Below are 18,562 nucleotides of genomic sequence, written 5' to 3' on the forward strand. Positions count from 1 at the left end.
TTTATATAGTTATTAAATAGCTCTTATGCTCTTCATCTAATAGATCCTCTTTTTCCCATGTTTCGAGATATTTTCTAAACACTGGCTGTAGATCATGATTTAATTCCTTTGCGATATTAAACCCATTTATCCCTGCTGATATATTCGTAGAATCTAATTTTAGTGTTTGAAGAAACTCATGAAGCGACTCTTCTTTCCTTCCTACCAAGTTGAAGCAATACCCTAACATGAAGTGTGTAAAAGTCACTCTTGGTAAACCAACTTCTTTAGCTTTTTCAAACATTGAAAGTGCTTTTTCTGGCTTATTCATTTTCAAATAAAATTCGGCCATTTCATGATAAGATATACTCCAATTAGGATCTGTGGCTATTAAGTCATATCCAGCACGTTCTGCTTGATTATAGTTTTTCGATAAATAAATATGTTCCTTCAGTTCTGATTCATAGCAGGTTTTAATAGCATCTAATTTTCGGTATTCCTCTAAATCATTAGTGGCTTGAGCAAAATTAGCATAATATAGCGCTTTTTGCATCTCTTCTCTTGTTTCATTTTTCTCTTTCTTTTCAGCTGGTATCATTGCAAATGCACGGTGAAAAGAAGAGATTGCAATATGTTCACTAAAGTTATTTCCTTCTTTCATTTTTCTGCGGGAACTTACCCCTTGGTCTATATACCATCGAAAGAGCTCATTTCCTACTCTTTTTTGTTTTAATTCCCATACTATTGCTTGAGTAGCTATTTTTAATCTTAAAGTTTCTGGAAAGCGGTTTCTCTCTAACAACTCTTTCATTTTATTAAATTCTAATTCATAAGACATTTCATCTAAGCGGTTTTTCAAAAGAAAGCTTAAATAATAATAACGAAGTTTTTCTTGAGCTGAAAATTGCTCTGGATTAATTAGTTGGAGAATATGTGAAGTATATTCATAACGCGATATTGATAAAAGGCTGTGGGCAAGGTTCAATTTTTCTAATGGAGATAATTCTTTAATAACTGATAAACGACTTTGTAGCTGTTGAATAGGCCCTTCCGAAACATAATCTAATTTCAATACGTTTTCTATTGGAATCTTTGTAATCTCAGATACTTCAAATAAAATAGATGGCTCTAGTATTTGCCCTAACGTGTATGATGAATCATCAAGTGCATGAAACTTGAAAGAACGACAAACAGTCTTTGACCAAATATTAGAATTCTCATCCGTTTCCTTTAGGTGTATGATTGCTGATAAAAATGCGTTCTCACCCATATCCATTGTACCTCCTTCAAATAAAACGATAAGTTTTTTGATATATTTTATTAGAGATATGTATATATTATAATTTTAATAAACTTATTTAGGGAGAAAATAGTGAACCCCTATAATGCGATTCACTATTTTCAAAGTGTTATTAGTTAAATAGTCCAGATAACATGTTGATTTTTTTGCTTGAGAATTTCACCATATTTCTCACCTCCTCAAAACTTATAGTTATGTTATACTATAGCAAGTGTATAAAATTCAATATTTTCAGAAAAATAAAAAGGGGGAAATATATTGAGAAAAAAATTATGGACAAAAAGTTTTATCTTTCTTTCTCTTAGTAATTTTTTTACCTTTGTAAGTTTTTATATGCTACTTCCCACATTACCTGTATTTTTATTAGAGGTTTTGAAGGGAAAAGAAGAACAAATTGGACTCATTATTGGATTTTTTACATCGGCACAAATATTTTCTCGTCCTTTATCTGGTAAATGGCTAGATGAATTTGGACGAAAAAAAGTTTTTTTAATTGGAAGACTTTTGTTTTTCTTCTTGATGTTTTTTTATTTAAAAATTATGGGACTCATTTTGTTTCTTCTACTTCGCTTTATACATGGCTTTAGCTTCGGGGTTGCATCTACTGCAGCAGGCACTATTATCGCAGATATCATACCAGAGGAAAGACGCGCGGAAGGAATCGGATATTACAGCGGATTTACTAGTCTAGCTTTAGTCATAGGACCTTCTATCGGATTATTAATAATGAATAAATACGACTATAACATACTATTTATATCTTGTTTCATATTAGCTGGAATTAGTGTGATTTTAGGTTATCTTGTAGAATTTAAAGATTCGCCAAAGTCTAACAAAACACTTGATAACAGAACATTCGTTGAAAAATATATTGAACCTAAAGCAATCCCAATTTCTATCATTTCCATATTATTAGTAGCTGTTTATGGAGGCATCGTTTCCTTTATTTCTTTATACGCTATGGAATTAGGTGTAGTATCTGCAGCAGGCTATTTTTTCTCCGTTTATTCAATCGCACTTTTAATTTCTAGACCAATAACGGGTAAAATATCTGATCGATTTGGTCCTAATTATGTTATTTATCCTGGCATGATTACTTGTATTATTGGAATCATTCTACTTAGTCAAGCACACTCTACCATATCATTTTTAATATCTGCGCTCATGATTGGAATAGGATTAGGTTCCCTTCAGCCTACTTTAAATGCTATGGTCATTCAATCTGTTTCTCCAGAACGAAGAGGTGCAGCAACTGCTACATATTTTATGTCTGTTGATATCGGTATTGCACTAGGAGCATTTATCCTTGGCGTTATTGCAAAGTTTGTAGGATACAATGGTGCCTTTTTATCTTCAGCATTCTTTGTTGGCTTCAGCTTACTTTTTTATTATCTCTATCAAATGAAGCAATCAAAAAAATTAAGCAACTCTACTAATGAAATAACAAAAACATCTTTATAACAATAAAAAACGTTCATTCCTTTTGAACGTTTTTTATTGTTGAGAAAATATTATATTTTATTTTGATTGGATAATTTCAAGTAATCCAACCAATCACCTGAAATTATAGGCTCCAGTAACATATGCTCGCTATAGGCAATATATACATACGCTGTAATCGTTTTATCGCCTAAATAAACTGGTTGAGTTATCCTGTTATATAAATCTTTTTCAGGATTATCTGTATATTCTTCTAACTCATCTAATTTTTCTAAAACCATATCACTTACCTCATAAACTTCTCCGTATACTTTTTCACCTTTTGAGAGAATCATTGCCGGATAACCTTCATTTGTATCAAAAAGTCTCCCATAAGTCCATGCTTCTTCAGCTATACATGTTGCCTCATGTAAATAATGAGCATTTGCCTGTTGTTTTCTTAATGTGCCGTAAACAAATACATACTGCATTTCCCTATCCCCCTCGTTCTCTTTATTTTCTCATTTGTAAATATGCACGAATCATAAAGTAACTTACTTCAGCTGGAAGTTGTTCTTTAATCGACTTTAATCCACCTTCTGCATGTTGTATTGCTGTTTCAATAAGAGATTCATATTCTGCCGGTACAAAACTTGACCAATCCACTTCCATTCGTTCCTCAAAACAACGAATTAAATGATTTTCAACCGTTTGACGTGATAAACCTCGTTCTTTTGCAATCGTACTTAACTCAGTTCCTTGTTTATACATTTCATACGTTTCTAAGTGAGAATTGGTTGATGCTTTTCCAGATTTTTTGCGTTCCGTAACAACTTCTGTTTTAATCGTATCAGCGTAATCAGGGTTTTGTTCAATAAAATGAATGACTGCCTGTAAAAAGTGAGAACCGTACTTCGCAAGTTTATGTTCCCCAATCCCTTTTACTTGTAAAAGTTCCGCATCACTTTGTGGCATTTTCGCACACATATCTTTTAAAGTTTGATCAGAAAAAATAACAAACGGTGGTACGCCTTCTCCTTGTGCGATTTCTTTCCGCACTTCACGAAGTATTTCAAACAGTGGATGATCTTGTACAATTTGTCTTGTTTCCACTCTTTCTTTACGTAACACATTTTCATTTCCAAGTAATACTTCTTTCCCTTTTGCCGTTACTTTTAAGGTTGGATACGTCCCGTGTTCCACCGCAATTAACTCTTCTGAAATTAAAAACTCAATAAACTCACTTACCTCTTTTACACTACGATTCGATAAAAGGCCGTAAGTTGGTAATGTATGAAAATTAAATTCAATCACTTTTTTATTTTTTGATCCGGTCAACACTTGCGCAATCATTTGCTTTCCAAATCGCTGGTTTGTTCGAATCATACACGATAAGACCATTTGTGATTCTCGCGTAACGTCGACGCTTTCACGTTCATCAATGCAATTCCCGCAGCGCCCACAATCTTCTTTCGGTTTTTCTCCAAAGTACTCTAGAATAAATGATTGTAAACATTGTTCTGTATGACAGTAATCTGTCATATGTTGTAGTTTTTCCAGTTCATTTGAGAAACGTGATTCCCCGGTAGACTGATCAATTAAAAAGCGCTGCACTTGTACATCCTGAGAAGAATATAACAAAATACACTCACTATCTAGTCCGTCACGTCCTGCACGTCCTGCTTCTTGATAATAACTCTCCATGTTTTTTGGAAGTTGATAATGAATCACGTACCGTATGTTTGACTTATCGATTCCCATACCAAATGCAGACGTCGCTACCATAACGCTCACTTCATCACGTAAAAATCGCTCTTGCTGTTCATTGCGATCATGATCACTCATTCCTGCATGATAACGTGCAACTGAAACGTCTGCTTTATATAAATCTTCATACAATTGATCCACAACTTTTCTTGTCGCTGCATAAATAATTCCAGATTCCTTTTTATTTTGACGGATATAATCTGCTAAATATGCATTTCGGTCCTGTCCCTTAATCACTGAAAATGATAGGTTTTCCCGTTCAAACGTTGTCATAATTGTATTCTTTTGATCGATTTCTAGCGCACGACAAATATCTTCACGCACTTGCGGTGTTGCAGTTGCCGTTAACGCAAGTACAAGCGGTTTTTCTGGGAGATAATCTAATATGCGGTGTATATGTAAATAACTCGGGCGGAAATCATGTCCCCATTGTGAAATACAGTGTGCTTCATCAATTGCAATCATCGGTATTTTCATATCAATTAATTGATCTACAAATTCCATTGAATCAAGGCGCTCTGGCGCCACATATAAGAGCTTATAATGACCTTGTTTCGCCAATTGGATTCGTTGATTTGCTTCTGTTATTGAAATAGAACTATTAATATATGTAGCTGAGATTCCGTTTTGTACTAACGTATCTACTTGGTCCTTCATAAGGGAAATGAGCGGCGATATAACTAATGTTGTTCCCTCAAATACTAATGCCGGAATTTGATAACAAATCGATTTACCACCGCCTGTTGGCATAATACAAACGGTATCTTTTCCATCCAATACATTTTTAATTGTCTCATCTTGTCCTCTGCGGAATGATGAATAACCAAAATAGGACGCTAAAAGTTCTTGTGCTTTTGTAAACAAAAAAGATTCACCTGCTTTTCTTAGTCTTTCGTCTACTAGTATTATATCATTACTTAAAAGTCATTGTACTCTCTACTTGTCTCCATACCTTCGCATGCTTACGTATAATCGTTAAAAACTCATGCAGGGCTGGAGAAAACCATTTGTTTTTATGATACGCAAGTTGCGTTGCAAACCTTGTTTCATTTGAAATAACAGCGTGCAATCTCTTATCTTTCCATTCTTGCTGGACCGTAATAATTGGTAATAAAGAAATTCCTAATCCACACATTACACATTGTTTTATCGCCTCAATACTCCAAAATTCAAATGTACTTTCATGTTGGATACCTTGTTTTTGTAAATAATGTTCAAAAAATGCTCGGTAACTACAATCACGTTCTGTATACAAAAAAGTTTCCTCTTGAGAAAATTGGACATTTTGCGAATCTGTTTGTCTCACAGTGTAATCTTTTGGAAAAACAAACGCCATTTGCTCCATGACAAGTTGCTCAATATGTAAATCCTCTTCATGGCGCTCGGTGTCTAAGAGGAAAGCAATATCTATATTTCCACTCTTTAAATCATTTCGCAATTCCCAACACGTTGAAGCTTTTAATGTGATTTTTACTTTTGGATACTTTTTTTTATATTCATGAAGAATAGAGGGCAGTCGGTAAATTGTTAATGATTCTGGAGCACCAATTACAATTTTTCCAGTAATCTCATTATCCGCGCTTGGAATTTGTTTTGCTTTCTCAGACAAAGCAATCATTTCATTTGCATAAGGTAGTAAATGCTTTCCTACATCTGTTAACACCATTTTTTTCCCTAACCGATTGAATACAGGCTGTCCCATTTCTTGTTCAATTGCTTGAATATGCCCTGTTACAGTAGATTGTGCATAGCCTAAATAGTCAGCTGCTCTCGTATATCCTCCTAACTCCACAATCGTTTTAAAAGTTTTCAAATGTCGAATCTCCACTTCAATCTCCCCATTCTAACATCATGATTTCCGATCATTAACTTCATATATATCTATTTTACTGATAGATATACTCCAATTACAATAAAAGCAACGCAATATTTTAACTTTTCAAAAGGAGATGTATATAAATATGAGAAAGAAAAAATTAGGGGCTGTACTTCTCAGTGGTTTAATTATTGGTCCAATTTTAGGATCAGGAATCATTTTACTCCCTCCACTTATTTACAAAACAACTGGAGATTATGCCATTATTGCTTGGCTACTTATTATGGGAGTTGGATTTCTATTTGCATCATTATTTGGTAAGTTAAGCATTTACTTCCCTAGTGAATCTGGAGTTGCACATGCAGTAGATCAAGCTTTCGGACCTTCTATGAAACAATTAACTTCTATTTTCTTTATCATCGCTGGTTGTCTAGGACCTACTGCTGTTCTTATGACGGCCAGTCAATATATCGCTGCTTTATTTCCACACTTTAATGTTCCGTTAGAGGGAATTGGTTTTCTTTTAATGAGCCTTTGTGTATTGATTTTAGTATTAGATATATCATCTATCGGAAAAATATCATTTGTATTTTCAACAGTTGCAACCGTTCTTTTACTAAGCGGAGGAATCAGTTCTATTCCTCATTTCCGATCAGAACAGCTATTTCAAACACCTTTTTCTTTTGGAGATTTTGGATATAGTATTTTATTGCTCTTTTGGGCTTTGGTAGGTTGGGAGATTATTGGGAATTACAGTATGGATGTCAAAAATCGAAAGAAAACGATTCCACAAGCAATTGCGATAAGTACACTTACTGTAACGATTGTTTGTCTTGTCGTAGCAGGCGCCACACAATGGATTGAAATTCCCAGTTCAAATCAAGAAGACTTACGAATAACAGCCATATTAGCTACTTTATTCGGAGAGTTTGCTATTCCTCTTATTGCCTTTATTACTACTGTACTTTGCATGAGTACATATTTATTGGTTGTTGGCGGTGTCTCACGGCTCATCGCTTCTGAGGCAAAATATATAAAAAAATTATCTAAACTTTCCTATCGTACAAAATCGAATGTACCAATCATTTCTTTACTGTTATTAATAAGTATACATACTACTGTATTCATCTGCCTATATAACCATCTCATTACAGTTGAACAAATCGTAGCCATTGCAAATGCTTTCTTTATCTGTAATGCCATATGTGGAATCTTTGCAGCATATAAATTATTACCAGGTCTCTTTAACAAAGTTCTTTCTTTAAGTTTAATTGTCTGTTTCTTAATCATTCTTTCTTTCTCTTCTATCTGGATTTTAATGAGTATTGGAATACTAGTTTCTTTTTATGGATTACAGTATTTCAAAAACAGATCAAATCCTTATGAAAAGGAAATTTCAATAAAACAATAAAAAATCATTAAAAACGATTCATCACACAACTTACACATTCATTTTCATAATATATACGCATCAAATTAAGGGAGGTTTATTTATGAAATGTAACAATAATCTAATTGATTTTCGTACTTCAAATAAACAACTCAAAGTTTCTAATCTTGATGCTTGGAAAAATGAATCTATTTATAAATATCGGCCTTTATTTTCATACAAAAAGCTTATTAGCATCTTTTTTAAAGAAACAAAACATTGATATTTTTCATACAAAGTTTCTCAACATGTAACCTATAGACTTCATTCATCGTAATTGGTAGCATGTAAGTAAACTGTTGAACTAAAACCCCTTTTTACGACCTGCTTTATACTTGCAGGTCTTTTTTTATTTTTTCATCCAATAAATATGTAGTACAAAACACCAAAATAAAGAAACATGATATGAATCAAGCAAATTCACATCACAGTTTTATTTTTTCTCAATACACAAAATGAATTTCATTTGTTACGATAAAAGTACTCCAGATGGGTTATTCTCATCAACATTATCTAGTTAAAGGGACCTGCCGCGGGAAGTAGGTCTCTTTGACTTTGTTTAAAAGATTTCTTACAAGCCCTCCATTCATTTGGACACATTTACCAGGTTCCTTTCCAAGAAATTCATGTTAAGATTATTTTGTCGATTCCGATATTCTCGACTATACCCTTACGAATCCCTGTAACTTCCCTTACAGGGATTCATTTCTTTTATATTCACTTTAAACATCTACTTCAACTAAATTTTCTATAATTTACTTAAGAATATTCTCCGTAAACTTTTACCAGTCAGCTTATCTCTTTACATTTAACATGTATCAAGATATTTTATTAATATCTTTGTTTACATTTGTAGGAGGAAACGTATTGATTAATGCACTAGGTCTCGCTTTTATTCTGTCTAATAAGCCTGAAAAGAAGAAAAAAGTTTATCTTAATGATAGATTTGCACTAATAGACATTATTGAATCTAAAGATGTATATGATTCTGAAGGTAACCCACTAGTAGAGCTAACATGTAAATATAGTATTTATTTGGATGAAAAATACTATTGTAAATCTCTCGAAGACTACACTGGACAAGTATTTCCTTTCCTAAGTGCAAAAGTTGGAAAAGGTCTTATTAGAAATTTAAATTATCATTTTTCATATGTTGATGTATACGATAAAAAACCACCAGTTAAAGAAATAAGAAGCCGTATGGAACAAGTAATAAATTATACATGTTCTAAATGAAGGTTCTCTATCAAAAAAAGGGGGGATTTCTACAACCTCCCTTTTTTCATGAACGAATGATTAATTTTCATCTCGATATGTTAATTCGGTTAAAAATTTTTCTAGTGAATCGCTATGTAAAAGTGGCTCCCACGCATCCATGCCATGTTCAGCTGTATACACTGGAAAATGAACATCTTTTACATCAACAAAAAATGGATCACCCATTAATTCCTCATATCCAATAACAAACCAGCTATCTTTCCAATCTCCTTTTTCGTTTCCAATAAGAGATTCATTCTCTAATCCTCCTACACGGTAACCTAGTTGTCCTTCCTCAAACTCATCTCTAGAAAATATATAAACAGGCACCATTTCATCAGTAATATCTAAAATTTCTACCTCATGAGTTTTTAACCGCTCAAGCATACATAGTAATTTATCAATTTCATTTTTGTAGGACATTTTACTATCTCCTCATCTAAGTTTTCGTCTTATAAGCCTATATTTCTAACAATACACAACACGTTGATGTACACTATAAATCAAATCCTTTTAACTTTTACTGAATCTCGTTATGATTTTCAACCGCACACTTCAACTTCTGCAACATATATCCAATCCCTTTACATCCTTCTAGCGGATAGGAAATCATTTCTTCTGGATATAACTTTGTCACTACTTTTTTATGCTTCTTTCCTGCAAGCAAAACAATTTCATCAAATTCTAGCAGTCCTTTATCAATCATCTGCTTTTTTAATTGTTCTATACGAATAATCTCATCGCTTTTTGAATCAAAAGCAAGGTCATAGTTTTCTTTCACTATATCAGTCGGTCGTAAAAAGCCATGCTTTGCGGATAAAATAACCCAGTTCTCAAAAAACTCAGAAGCATACGCTTGGCACGCTTTTCCAAACGGACTAATGTATACATCTTTCGCTTCTATCGGCCCTTTATCAGGATACTTATCCCATACCTTCTTTTTTCCGCATGGAATTATACATAGCCTTTTCATTGTTATATTCTTACCTCTTTTCTCCCTCAATCCCATATAAAGTGAAACTTTAATCAGTGGGGGTTTTCCTCATCCCCCACTGATTATCAGCCTTCACCAATCGGGCCTTTACGGGCAGTTTATCTCCCACCTAACTTCTTTTCTCCCGCCGAATTTTAAGGTGGGAGTATTACTGCCCTAAAGTAGCGGGATAATCTATCCATAATGAAATCATAGCATGTTTTCATTCATAGATAAAAAGATGAGATATTTCTTTTCCCCTATCCAATTTCTATTTTTCCTAAATGAAACATGAGAATAACAGACCTTAATATCCGAAATTGTATGTTTCCTAAACACAAAAAAAGAACAAGCAGACTATATATCTGCTTGTTCCATCCAAAGTTACTCTTATAGAGCTTGGAACGTTTCTGTTAATACAGGAACGATTTGTTTTTTACGAGATACAACACCTTTTAATGTAGCAGTGTTGTTTTCTAGTGATACATTGTAAGCTTTCTCAACAGCTTGTGCTGATTTACCGATCGCAAGACCAACAGAATCGTTCGTTAAGATATCAGTTACAACGAATAAGAATAGGTCTAAACCTTTTTCTTCTACTACTGTAGAAATTACTTTTTCTAATTCCGCTTGGTGTACAAGAACGTCGTTTGTATCAACAGCGTTTACTTGTGCGATTTCAACTTTCGCATCGCCCATTTGGAATTCTTTTGCGTCAAGGGAGATTAATTGCTCCATTGTTTTACCGCTTAAATCTGCACCAGCTTTTAACATTTCTAAGCCATAGCTTTCTGCGTCAACGCCAGCGATTTCCGCTAATTCACGAGCTGCAGCTACGTCTTGTTCTGTACAAGTTGGAGATTTAAATAATAAAGAATCTGAGATAATTGCAGATAACATTAAACCTGCAACTTCTTTACGAATTGCAACGCCATTTTCTTTGTACATTTTGTTTAAGATTGTAGCTGTACAACCAACTGGCTCACAACGGTAGTATAAAGGATCGCTTGTCTCAAAGTTAGCAATACGGTGATGATCGATAACTTCTAACACACGAACAGATTCGATATCGTTAGCACTTTGTTGACGTTCGTTATGGTCAACTAAAATAACGTTTTCCACTTCATTTGCTACTGTCTCAACAAAACGCGGTCCTTCTACTTTGAAATGATCTAACGCAAATTGAGTTTCACCGCTGATTTCACCTAAACGTACAGGCTCAGCATTCATTCCTAATTCTTTTTTCAGCTCTGCATAAGCAATTGCAGAACAAATTGCATCTGTATCTGGGTTTTTATGCCCGAAAACTAGTACTTTTTCCATGATTTCCACCTCTTCATGAAAAGGATATCTTAAAGAAGCAAATATGACAATATTTTAAACACATTTTTTATAAATAAAATCAAGTTTTTATCATATTTACAAAAAAAACATCTCTCTTCTCTTATATAAGAGGAAAAAAGTTTGAAAAAGCGAATAAAATCATGAAAAGGAGGTTTATTATTATGCCTATTATAAAGCTTGAAAATGGTGTGGAATTATACTATGAAGAGCAAGGAAAAGGTACGCCTGTTCTTTTTATTCACGGTGTTTGGATGAGCAGCCGTTTTTTTCATAAACAAATCCCCTATTTTAGTGAAAAATATCGTGCGATTTCAATTGATTTACGAAGTCACGGGCGCTCTCCTCATATTGAAACTGGGCACACGATTGCAAACTATGCCCAAGATGTACATGATTTTATAGAAAGTTTATCTTTAAAAGATGTTATCTTAGTCGGTTGGTCAATGGGGGCATTTGTTATATGGGAATATATAAAGCAATTTGGAGAGGAAAATATTAAAGCTTCTGTTATTGTAGATGAACTTGCATCAGATTTTAAATGGCCCGACTTTCCCATCGGTGCCTTTGATTTTCCAACGCTTATACATTTCATGAGAGAAATTCAAACAAATCAAACTGAATTTCTAAAGGGATTTATTCCTCTCATGTTTAAAAACTCTCTTTCTACAGAAGATGAAACTTGGATGCTTGAAGAAGTAACAAAAGTTCCAGCATCTATTGCGAGCGCTATTTTGTTTGATCAATCTGTTGTTGATTACCGTGAAGAATTAAAGGCAATTACAAAACCAACTTTACTTTGCTTTGGCAGAGAAGAAAAATTAATTCCGGTGGCTGCGGGGGAACACCTATATAAGCATATTCCTAATTCCGAACTTATTATTTTTGAAAATAGCTGTCATTGCCCATTTTTAGAAGAAACAGAGCGTTTTAATAATATACTAGACTCTTTTATTCAATCTATTTCATAGCTTTTCATTTCTATTAACATAAAAAATAAAGGTCAACCTATACTAGGAATGACCTTTATTCAACTTATTTACTGTTGTCCTCAGAATAGACGCGAAGGAGGTAAATCTAAATATGAATATTGATGCGTCGCATCAGTTACGCCATGATTTACAAGATTCACATCTATAACTTGATAAAAAGCATTCCCTGTATCAGCAATTTCCCATACAGCTAAAATGAGTTGATAACCACTGCGATCAACCGGTACATTCGCTTCATGAGTAACAGTTGTTCCTGGTCTCACACCGCCATCATTTTTTACATAAAACGGTACTAAATCCAAATCAGCACGAGTTAATGGTTTATTGGGGTTCCAATCTTTTTTCGTAATATAATATTTCCATTCTTTCGTACTGTGTGGTGCAGTTAATTAGCTCTCACCAATCGGTTTTTTATAGGCAGTTAATGTGGGATAAAAAACCCCTCTTTAATTAAGAGGGGGGGACTTAATGTTTCTGATTTCTTAATTCTGTCATACATTCCTGCACTAAAGTTACCGCCTGACTCATTGCAGCTCCACCTGCAAATGCTGCCGAAACACCACAAGCTTCTAAAATTTCTTTATCGGAGCAGCCCTCATCAAGGCAACCCTTTGTATGATAAACTGTACAGTATTCATCTTGTGTTGCTAGACTAATTCCTAATGCAATGAGCTGCTTTTCACGTTTCGTTAATGCACCTTCTTGAAAACAGGCTTGTGTAAAAGCGTTATATGTTTCTGCAATTTCTGGAATTTGTTTTGTAAAATTACCAATTCCTTCTTTATAATGACGCAATACATCATTTGTAGAACCATGCTGTTGATATTCCATTATATATCTCCTCCATCTGCTCAAATCAATACAACCTTTAGTATAAGTAGATGGAAAAAATAGTATCCTTTTTTCTCTCTAAAATAAAATTAATTAAATTTTCAGAATAATAAAAGCGTATTTCGTGTAACTAAAATTTTATTCCCTTATCAATCGGTATAGGCGAATTAGAAACCTTCTCTTCTAATTCATTATATCTTTCTTCCCAAAATGCAGCACCTTCAATTCCTACTCTTTTAGGATCAAAAACAGGATCTTTTCCTTCTTTTTTCTGAGCTTCATAGTCCCTTAATACTTTTAAAGCGGTCTTACTAAGTAGTAAAATTGCTAAAAGGTTGAGCCACGCCATACTTCCGATTCCAAGATCCCCAAGATTCCATAATAAAGAGGCTGACTCGACACTTCCGATATAAACCATGATTAAAAATGCTATTTTTAACACTGTATTACCCCATTGAAATTTTAATTTTTGATCTAAATACGTAAGTGTAGTTTCTGCAATATAGTAATAAGCAAGTAGAGTCGTAAATGCAAAGAAGAAAATCGCGATAGAAACAAATAATGAGCCGAAACCAGTAAACACAGTTTCTACAGCTTGTTGTGTATAAATTGGACCCGCTTCAACATTTCCCATCGTTTTTACAATTGCACTCTTTCCTTCTGGCATAACATTATACATTCCTGTTATGAGAATCATAAGTGCTGTCGCTGTACATACAACAATCGTATCAATATAAACCGAGAATGCTTGAACTAGCCCTTGTTTAGCAGGATGTGATACTTCAGCTGCCGCTGAGCTATATGTTGCCTCTCCGACTCCTGCAACATTGGAAAACACTGCTCTTTTTACCCCCCAAGCAATAGCAGCTCCAACAATTCCCCCAAACATTTCATTCACTCCAAATGCACTGGAGAAAATGAGCACAAACATACTAGGGATTTCTGTTATATTCGCGATTAAAACGATGCATGTAACGACAACATATCCAACTGCCATAAAAGGCACAAGTGTTTGAGAGACTCCTGCAATTCTCTTAACCCCACCAAAAATGATCGCCCCAAGTAATATGACTAAAAGAATACCAGTCATATATTTACTTATGCCAGAAGAGTTTTCAAACCCAACCGCAATACTACTCGATTGAATTCCCGGTAATAAAACACCATATGAAACTGTAACAACAATCGCTACCAATACTGCAAACCATTTAATTTTTAAGCCTTTTTCAATAAAGTATGGTGTACCTCCTCGATATTCATTGCCTATCTTACTTTTATATAATTGAGCAAGTGTTGATTCGATAAATGCACTAGCTGCCCCTAATAATGCCATAACCCACATCCAAAAAACGGCCCCAGGTCCTCCAAAAGCAATTGCCGTCGCAACACCGGCAATATTACCGATTCCAACGCGCCCTGATAAAGCTAAACAAAAAGCTTGAAAAGATGATATCCCTGTTTCTGAAGTCTTCCCTTCAAACAATAACTTGATCATCTCTTTAAAGTACCTAATTTGCAAAAAACGAGTAACAATCGAAAAAAACACCCCTGCTCCTAACGCGAAAATGACTAGCCCAATACTCCAAACTTGTCCAACTAACCATTCTACCAATTTCTCCATCCAATCCCCCCTAAATAATCTCACCATTTCATCATGCAATTCACATACCAACTCATGATAAATTTTTGCATACTTAGGGATGACTATTTGTGAGACAGAATATTTTTACACACCCGTGTAAAATTTTTTTGAATTGTTATTACTTTTTTACATAAATATAACATTATATAATTTTTATGTATTGAACAATAGATGTTTTTTAAAATTCAAGGTTTATTCCATTTAAAAATATACATGCTAAAAAGAGCTGTCGAGATTACTCTCAACAACTCCTTTTCACTACTCATCTGAATTATTTAAATTCGCTAATGCGAAAATACCTTCTTCATCATCTAACTCAAGCTGTAATCTTACCGCAAATGGATTGACATTGTACTCCCTATCAAGCCATAAGCGAAGTGCTTCAATTAAGTTTGCTTGAATTAATATTTGTTTGCGACCATTTACTTCTACTTCCGCAGAAAAACCATAGTCATCATCATACATCAGTTCCGCTAATACCTCTTCTGGACCAACTTGACGCTTTTCAGCGATATATACACATAGCGCGTTTATTAGCTCTTGTTCCGAAATTTTTATCGTTTCCATGCTGCTTCTTCCGCCTGCTTCTTACGTTGATTTTTGAAATATTTAAACGCTCGAATTGCTAACATTATGATACCAGCCATTACCAACATGTTTACCATGAACGCTAATACAGAACCAAGTGCTCCCATGTTTGCGAATAAGCTTCCCATTAGTAATCCACCAAGACCACCAAGTAATAAACCTTTCATAAAGCTTCCTTTATTACTTTTTGGTGCTGTGTTTGATGCTTTTGTTTTTGTATCAGGATTTGTTTTCTGTGCATTTACATTGGAGTCTTTTTTGTTTAAATCAACTTTTGACTTTTGACCTGAACTTGGTGTAAATGATTTTTTACCAGATTTGTAACTTTTCGCTGCTGCATGATCTACAAATACAAAGCTACTAGCTCCAAAAACAACCATGAATGCAGTCATTACTGTAACGAGTTTTTTCAACATAGTATACCCATTCTCCTTTTACTATAGATATATGTTAAATCTACCTTTCTTTAAAATAAGAATGATAGATTTATTTTAAACTTAAATAAAAAGTTCTTATGAACTTATTATATGAACTTTTTTTGAATTTAGCAAGCATTATTTATTCATGATAATTTAATGAAACAGGAAAAATTAAGCAAAACAGAATTGACTTTAAACGAAACAAAACATATTATATGGTCATAAGAACTTTTTAAATTTTGGAGGTGAAAAGATGGAAACATTTCATCTCACACGAAACGAAATGGCGACGCTCCTTCTTTCTCTTAGAGGATGGAATGCAAAAAAACCTCTCGTTATTTTACAAGAAGCTTGGGCAAAGTCACATAAAAAAGATATTGAGTGTGGTCAAAGTGTTACAGCTTTTATTACAACCGCTCTTTCACCTATTTTTGAAAAACTGATTAAAATTGAAGATACAGACATTGGTTTTTCTTTAAATGAGATTGTTGCGCTTGGTAATCAAATTGAAAATACCAGTTTTTCTGTAACAGCTATGCAAAACTGGGTAAAACGAGATATAAAAGAAATGATTGGTTCACCGCAAAAAGGAAAAAAATACTCAATTGAACAAGCAGCACTACTATTCATTGTAGAAGATTTAAAAACCGCACTGGACTTTGAATCTATACGTAAGTTATTAAGACTAATTGTAAATGACCCAGCCGATCGTAGTGATGATTTAATCAACCCCGTTCATTTATACGTCGCTTACTCCTCTTTATTTGAAGAGTTGAATCAAGGTGGTTGTTTATTAAACGCAACTGATACCATTCATACAATTGAAAATACTGTAAAAGAAAAAGCGGATAAAATCGCAAGCAAGCTGGATCAAATCAATAACGAACAACGAGAAGCCATTCGCAATGCGATTATTATCGCTACACTCTCTGTACATACAGCATATGTACAAATGTTAGCAAAGCGCTATGTATCCGCAACATTATTTTTACAAAACTTAGATGTGAAACCATAAAAAATAGGAGCATAAAATGCTCCTATTTTTTATTGCATGAAATTATAATCAGCAATCTCAAACTACTATTACAACTATATTGTACAATCAAAAGTTTGAACGAATAATCCATCTCCCTCTAACCACTCTGCAATAAATACATGTTTATACTCCGTAATCCCCTGTTTTTTTAGTTCATATTTTATCCATTGCTCATCTCTCCCAAGATCATTTAGTTCATCCTGTAATACTTCTCCATCTCTAATAATCGTTACAGGCACATGAACGGACGTTCTCGGAAGATTAAAGTCTTCTTGCGTTGTCTTTTGATAAGCTGACTGTTTCAATATACTAAGTGAACCATTTGCTTCTAAATAACAATATGCAACCTCACGCATTGAAAAAGTTTCTGATTGTCGTAATAAACTTTGAAGCTGATTTAAGTTCATCCGACTTTTTTTAAGCTGATCGCGATTTACTATCCCATTTCGAATCAACACCGCCGGTTTCCCTTCAAAAAATCTGCGCATTTTTAAAAACCTTTGTCCTAAAATTTCAACCCCAAACAATAAACCTCCCCATAAACACATAGCGTAGATGACATATTGCACCCCCACCTTATCATCATATAACGCATTTCCTAGTAACTCTCCTAAAACAATCGCTGCAATAAATGTAAATGGTGTAGCTTGATTTATTATTTTTTTACCAAGTACTTTTATAAGGATAAATAAAAAAAAGAATCCAATTACTAATTCTAGTGTTAAATAAGACAGCTTCATCACTAATATCTCCTAACAATTGATGTTAGTACAATTTTATCCCATTCTTTAAATTTTATTGATTTTACCAAAACAAATACGATATCTCTAAATACGATGGAAAAAAAAGTAATCCTAAATTCTACATAGTATCCTCTTTCCAAGTAAATATTAATGGCAGCTTGATAAAAAGGAGGAAACATTCCATGAAAAAGAAAAAATATTTATTCGCTCTAATGGCTACAGTTTTATCGACAGGATTATTATTTGGTTGCAATCCCGGTGTTGATGAACAAGAACCCGATCCAACAGAAGAGCCTTCTGAACAAAAACAGCAAGACGAAAGACAAAATGAAAATAATACTAACAACAATCAATAATTGATTATCGTAATACAAAGGCTACAGATAAATTTTCCATACATTAAACATAGAATTATCAATATACACCATCTTCTAATCTGAGGATGACATAGATTAGAGAAATGTATTTGAATTTATCCATAATCACCATTGCTAGTAACAGATTATATCGATTTTTAAAATCACTTTTCCATTTCTCTATGCGATCATAAAAAAATAGGAGCAATTTTGCCCCTATTTTTTTATAATTAACGTAAACGTCAAATAACTTCAAAATCAACTTTTATTGTATATTTTGGAGTTACTTGACGTTTACATATATTTAATTCTGTCATACTAACGGGCATTACTATGTTTGTATAGATGATTCATACCATTTCCTATCAATGTAATACCAACCTTCCACTCGAATACCGCTAGCATTATAATAGCTCCAGTAATACTCATGATAATACCAATCTTTTACCATTTCACCTTTACTAGGGTTTAAGTAGTATGTGTTATTTTCTTCGTATAAGTGACCGGTTTCCATTCTTCTAGAAACACTAAAATGATACCACTTTCCTCTAATATTTTGCCATCCTATTCTACGCTTACATTTAGATAAGAATTTTCTTGTTTGTAAAAAATTGATAGTAACTTGATTACCGAGGGGATAATTTCTTTCGTTTCGGAAATTTTATAAGTAAACT

At 33.7% G+C, this 18,562-nt stretch carries 19 protein-coding genes and 1 pseudogene; 6 read left to right on the forward strand and 14 right to left on the reverse strand.

Annotated elements, in window-relative coordinates; genetic code table 11:
• Window position 1: 1 nt before the first annotated feature.
• Complete coding sequence (locus tag KFD70_RS05695; RefSeq protein WP_336451202.1) at window positions 2–1,249, reverse strand: tetratricopeptide repeat protein; 1,248 nt, start codon at window positions 1,247–1,249, stop codon at window positions 2–4.
• Between the two features lie 288 nt (window positions 1,250–1,537).
• Here KFD70_RS05695 and KFD70_RS05700 point away from each other — a divergent pair, with 288 nt between their 5' ends.
• Complete coding sequence (locus KFD70_RS05700; RefSeq protein ID WP_336451203.1) at window positions 1,538–2,740, forward strand: MFS transporter; 1,203 nt, start codon at window positions 1,538–1,540, stop codon at window positions 2,738–2,740.
• Between the two features lie 50 nt (window positions 2,741–2,790).
• Here the strand turns inward: KFD70_RS05700 and KFD70_RS05705 are convergent, their stop codons facing one another.
• From KFD70_RS05705 to KFD70_RS05715, 3 genes are read right to left on the reverse strand one after another with little or no spacing between them, the layout of a single operon-like run.
• Entirely contained in the window at window positions 2,791–3,189 is a 399-nt protein-coding gene (locus KFD70_RS05705) for a gamma-glutamylcyclotransferase family protein (RefSeq protein ID WP_336451204.1), read from the reverse strand.
• A 22-nt stretch (window positions 3,190–3,211) separates the two neighbouring features.
• Window positions 3,212–5,329, reverse strand: a complete 2,118-nt coding sequence (gene recQ, locus KFD70_RS05710; protein ID WP_336451205.1) for a DNA helicase RecQ — start codon at window positions 5,327–5,329, stop codon at window positions 3,212–3,214.
• Window positions 5,330–5,378: 49 nt separating this feature from the next.
• Window positions 5,379–6,293, reverse strand: coding sequence for a LysR family transcriptional regulator (locus tag KFD70_RS05715; protein ID WP_336451206.1), 915 nt, complete (start codon window positions 6,291–6,293; stop codon window positions 5,379–5,381).
• 133 nt (window positions 6,294–6,426) lie between these two features.
• Here KFD70_RS05715 and KFD70_RS05720 point away from each other — a divergent pair, with 133 nt between their 5' ends.
• Window positions 6,427–7,692: an APC family permease gene (locus tag KFD70_RS05720; RefSeq protein ID WP_431612984.1), complete on the forward strand. Its 1,266-nt coding sequence runs from the start codon at window positions 6,427–6,429 to the stop codon at window positions 7,690–7,692.
• Between the two features lie 885 nt (window positions 7,693–8,577).
• A complete protein-coding gene (locus KFD70_RS05725) occupies window positions 8,578–8,946 on the forward strand; it encodes a cytoplasmic protein (RefSeq protein ID WP_336451208.1) in 369 nt (122 codons plus the stop codon).
• 60 nt (window positions 8,947–9,006) lie between these two features.
• Here the strand turns inward: KFD70_RS05725 and KFD70_RS05730 are convergent, their stop codons facing one another.
• The 3 genes from KFD70_RS05730 to ppaC all read right to left on the reverse strand — a co-directional run bounded on the left by KFD70_RS05730 (window position 9,007) and on the right by ppaC (window position 11,263).
• Window positions 9,007–9,390: a hypothetical protein gene (locus KFD70_RS05730; RefSeq protein WP_336451209.1), complete on the reverse strand. Its 384-nt coding sequence runs from the start codon at window positions 9,388–9,390 to the stop codon at window positions 9,007–9,009.
• A gap of 97 nt (window positions 9,391–9,487) precedes the next feature.
• Entirely contained in the window at window positions 9,488–9,940 is a 453-nt protein-coding gene (locus KFD70_RS05735; protein ID WP_336451210.1) for a DUF6884 domain-containing protein, read from the reverse strand.
• Window positions 9,941–10,330: 390 nt separating this feature from the next.
• Window positions 10,331–11,263 (reverse strand): manganese-dependent inorganic pyrophosphatase, encoded by a 933-nt coding sequence (gene ppaC / locus KFD70_RS05740; protein ID WP_336451211.1) that lies wholly within the window; start codon window positions 11,261–11,263, stop codon window positions 10,331–10,333.
• A 182-nt stretch (window positions 11,264–11,445) separates the two neighbouring features.
• Here ppaC and KFD70_RS05745 point away from each other — a divergent pair, with 182 nt between their 5' ends.
• Window positions 11,446–12,252, forward strand: coding sequence for an alpha/beta fold hydrolase (locus tag KFD70_RS05745; protein WP_336451212.1), 807 nt, complete (start codon window positions 11,446–11,448; stop codon window positions 12,250–12,252).
• An 80-nt stretch (window positions 12,253–12,332) separates the two neighbouring features.
• On the opposite strand, the pseudogene KFD70_RS05750 reads toward KFD70_RS05745, so the two are convergent.
• The 5 genes and pseudogenes from KFD70_RS05750 to KFD70_RS05770 form a co-directional block, all read right to left on the reverse strand.
• Window positions 12,333–12,662: pseudogene (locus tag KFD70_RS05750) on the reverse strand (lytic polysaccharide monooxygenase); the annotation flags it as partial.
• A 76-nt stretch (window positions 12,663–12,738) separates the two neighbouring features.
• Window positions 12,739–13,104 carry a carboxymuconolactone decarboxylase family protein gene (locus KFD70_RS05755; RefSeq protein WP_336451213.1) on the reverse strand — a complete coding sequence of 122 codons (366 nt, stop codon included), beginning with the start codon at window positions 13,102–13,104 and terminating at the stop codon, window positions 12,739–12,741.
• 130 nt (window positions 13,105–13,234) lie between these two features.
• Window positions 13,235–14,725 (reverse strand): alanine/glycine:cation symporter family protein, encoded by a 1,491-nt coding sequence (locus KFD70_RS05760; protein WP_336451214.1) that lies wholly within the window; start codon window positions 14,723–14,725, stop codon window positions 13,235–13,237.
• Window positions 14,726–15,004: 279 nt separating this feature from the next.
• On the reverse strand, window positions 15,005–15,313 hold the full coding sequence (locus tag KFD70_RS05765) for a YxcD family protein (RefSeq protein ID WP_336451215.1): 309 nt from the start codon (window positions 15,311–15,313) through the stop codon (window positions 15,005–15,007).
• Window positions 15,301–15,750 carry a hypothetical protein gene (locus KFD70_RS05770; protein ID WP_336451216.1) on the reverse strand — a complete coding sequence of 150 codons (450 nt, stop codon included), beginning with the start codon at window positions 15,748–15,750 and terminating at the stop codon, window positions 15,301–15,303. The genes KFD70_RS05765 and KFD70_RS05770 overlap by 13 nt, the downstream gene beginning before the upstream one ends.
• Before the next feature lie 256 nt (window positions 15,751–16,006).
• Between KFD70_RS05770 and KFD70_RS05775 the strand changes: the two genes are divergently transcribed.
• Complete coding sequence (locus KFD70_RS05775) at window positions 16,007–16,768, forward strand: DUF1836 domain-containing protein (RefSeq protein ID WP_336451217.1); 762 nt, start codon at window positions 16,007–16,009, stop codon at window positions 16,766–16,768.
• A gap of 74 nt (window positions 16,769–16,842) precedes the next feature.
• Here the strand turns inward: KFD70_RS05775 and KFD70_RS05780 are convergent, their stop codons facing one another.
• Window positions 16,843–17,529: a DUF421 domain-containing protein gene (locus KFD70_RS05780; RefSeq protein ID WP_431612989.1), complete on the reverse strand. Its 687-nt coding sequence runs from the start codon at window positions 17,527–17,529 to the stop codon at window positions 16,843–16,845.
• 185 nt (window positions 17,530–17,714) lie between these two features.
• On the opposite strand from KFD70_RS05780, the gene KFD70_RS05785 reads away from it, so the two are divergent.
• Complete coding sequence (locus tag KFD70_RS05785; protein ID WP_336451219.1) at window positions 17,715–17,888, forward strand: hypothetical protein; 174 nt, start codon at window positions 17,715–17,717, stop codon at window positions 17,886–17,888.
• Between the two features lie 331 nt (window positions 17,889–18,219).
• On the opposite strand, the gene KFD70_RS05790 is transcribed toward KFD70_RS05785, so the two are convergent.
• Complete coding sequence (locus KFD70_RS05790) at window positions 18,220–18,504, reverse strand: hypothetical protein (protein WP_336451405.1); 285 nt, start codon at window positions 18,502–18,504, stop codon at window positions 18,220–18,222.
• Window positions 18,505–18,562: the final 58 nt, after the last annotated feature.

It is taken from the genome of Bacillus pfraonensis (genome assembly GCF_050768835.1).
Taxonomy (GTDB): Bacteria; Bacillota; Bacilli; order Bacillales; family Bacillaceae_G; genus Bacillus_A; species Bacillus_A pfraonensis.

Excerpts from the sequence above, each read along its gene's own strand:
- ppaC (WP_336451211.1), bottom strand. The coding sequence starts at position 11,263 with ATGGAAAAAGTACTAGTTTTCGGGCATAAAAACCCAGATACAGATGCA.
- KFD70_RS05695 (WP_336451202.1), bottom strand. The coding sequence starts at position 1,249 with ATGGGTGAGAACGCATTTTTATCAGCAATCATACACCTAAAGGAAACG.
- KFD70_RS05760 (WP_336451214.1), bottom strand. The coding sequence starts at position 14,725 with ATGGAGAAATTGGTAGAATGGTTAGTTGGACAAGTTTGGAGTATTGGG.
- KFD70_RS05730 (WP_336451209.1), bottom strand. The coding sequence starts at position 9,390 with ATGTCCTACAAAAATGAAATTGATAAATTACTATGTATGCTTGAGCGG.
- KFD70_RS05775 (WP_336451217.1), top strand. The coding sequence starts at position 16,007 with ATGGAAACATTTCATCTCACACGAAACGAAATGGCGACGCTCCTTCTT.
- KFD70_RS05785 (WP_336451219.1), top strand. The coding sequence starts at position 17,715 with ATGAAAAAGAAAAAATATTTATTCGCTCTAATGGCTACAGTTTTATCG.
- KFD70_RS05745 (WP_336451212.1), top strand. The coding sequence starts at position 11,446 with ATGCCTATTATAAAGCTTGAAAATGGTGTGGAATTATACTATGAAGAG.
- KFD70_RS05770 (WP_336451216.1), bottom strand. The coding sequence starts at position 15,750 with ATGTTGAAAAAACTCGTTACAGTAATGACTGCATTCATGGTTGTTTTT.
- KFD70_RS05735 (WP_336451210.1), bottom strand. The coding sequence starts at position 9,940 with ATGAAAAGGCTATGTATAATTCCATGCGGAAAAAAGAAGGTATGGGAT.
- KFD70_RS05705 (WP_336451204.1), bottom strand. The coding sequence starts at position 3,189 with ATGCAGTATGTATTTGTTTACGGCACATTAAGAAAACAACAGGCAAAT.
- KFD70_RS05720 (WP_431612984.1), top strand. The coding sequence starts at position 6,427 with ATGAGAAAGAAAAAATTAGGGGCTGTACTTCTCAGTGGTTTAATTATT.
- KFD70_RS05755 (WP_336451213.1), bottom strand. The coding sequence starts at position 13,104 with ATGGAATATCAACAGCATGGTTCTACAAATGATGTATTGCGTCATTAT.
- KFD70_RS05765 (WP_336451215.1), bottom strand. The coding sequence starts at position 15,313 with ATGGAAACGATAAAAATTTCGGAACAAGAGCTAATAAACGCGCTATGT.
- KFD70_RS05780 (WP_431612989.1), bottom strand. The coding sequence starts at position 17,529 with ATGAAGCTGTCTTATTTAACACTAGAATTAGTAATTGGATTCTTTTTT.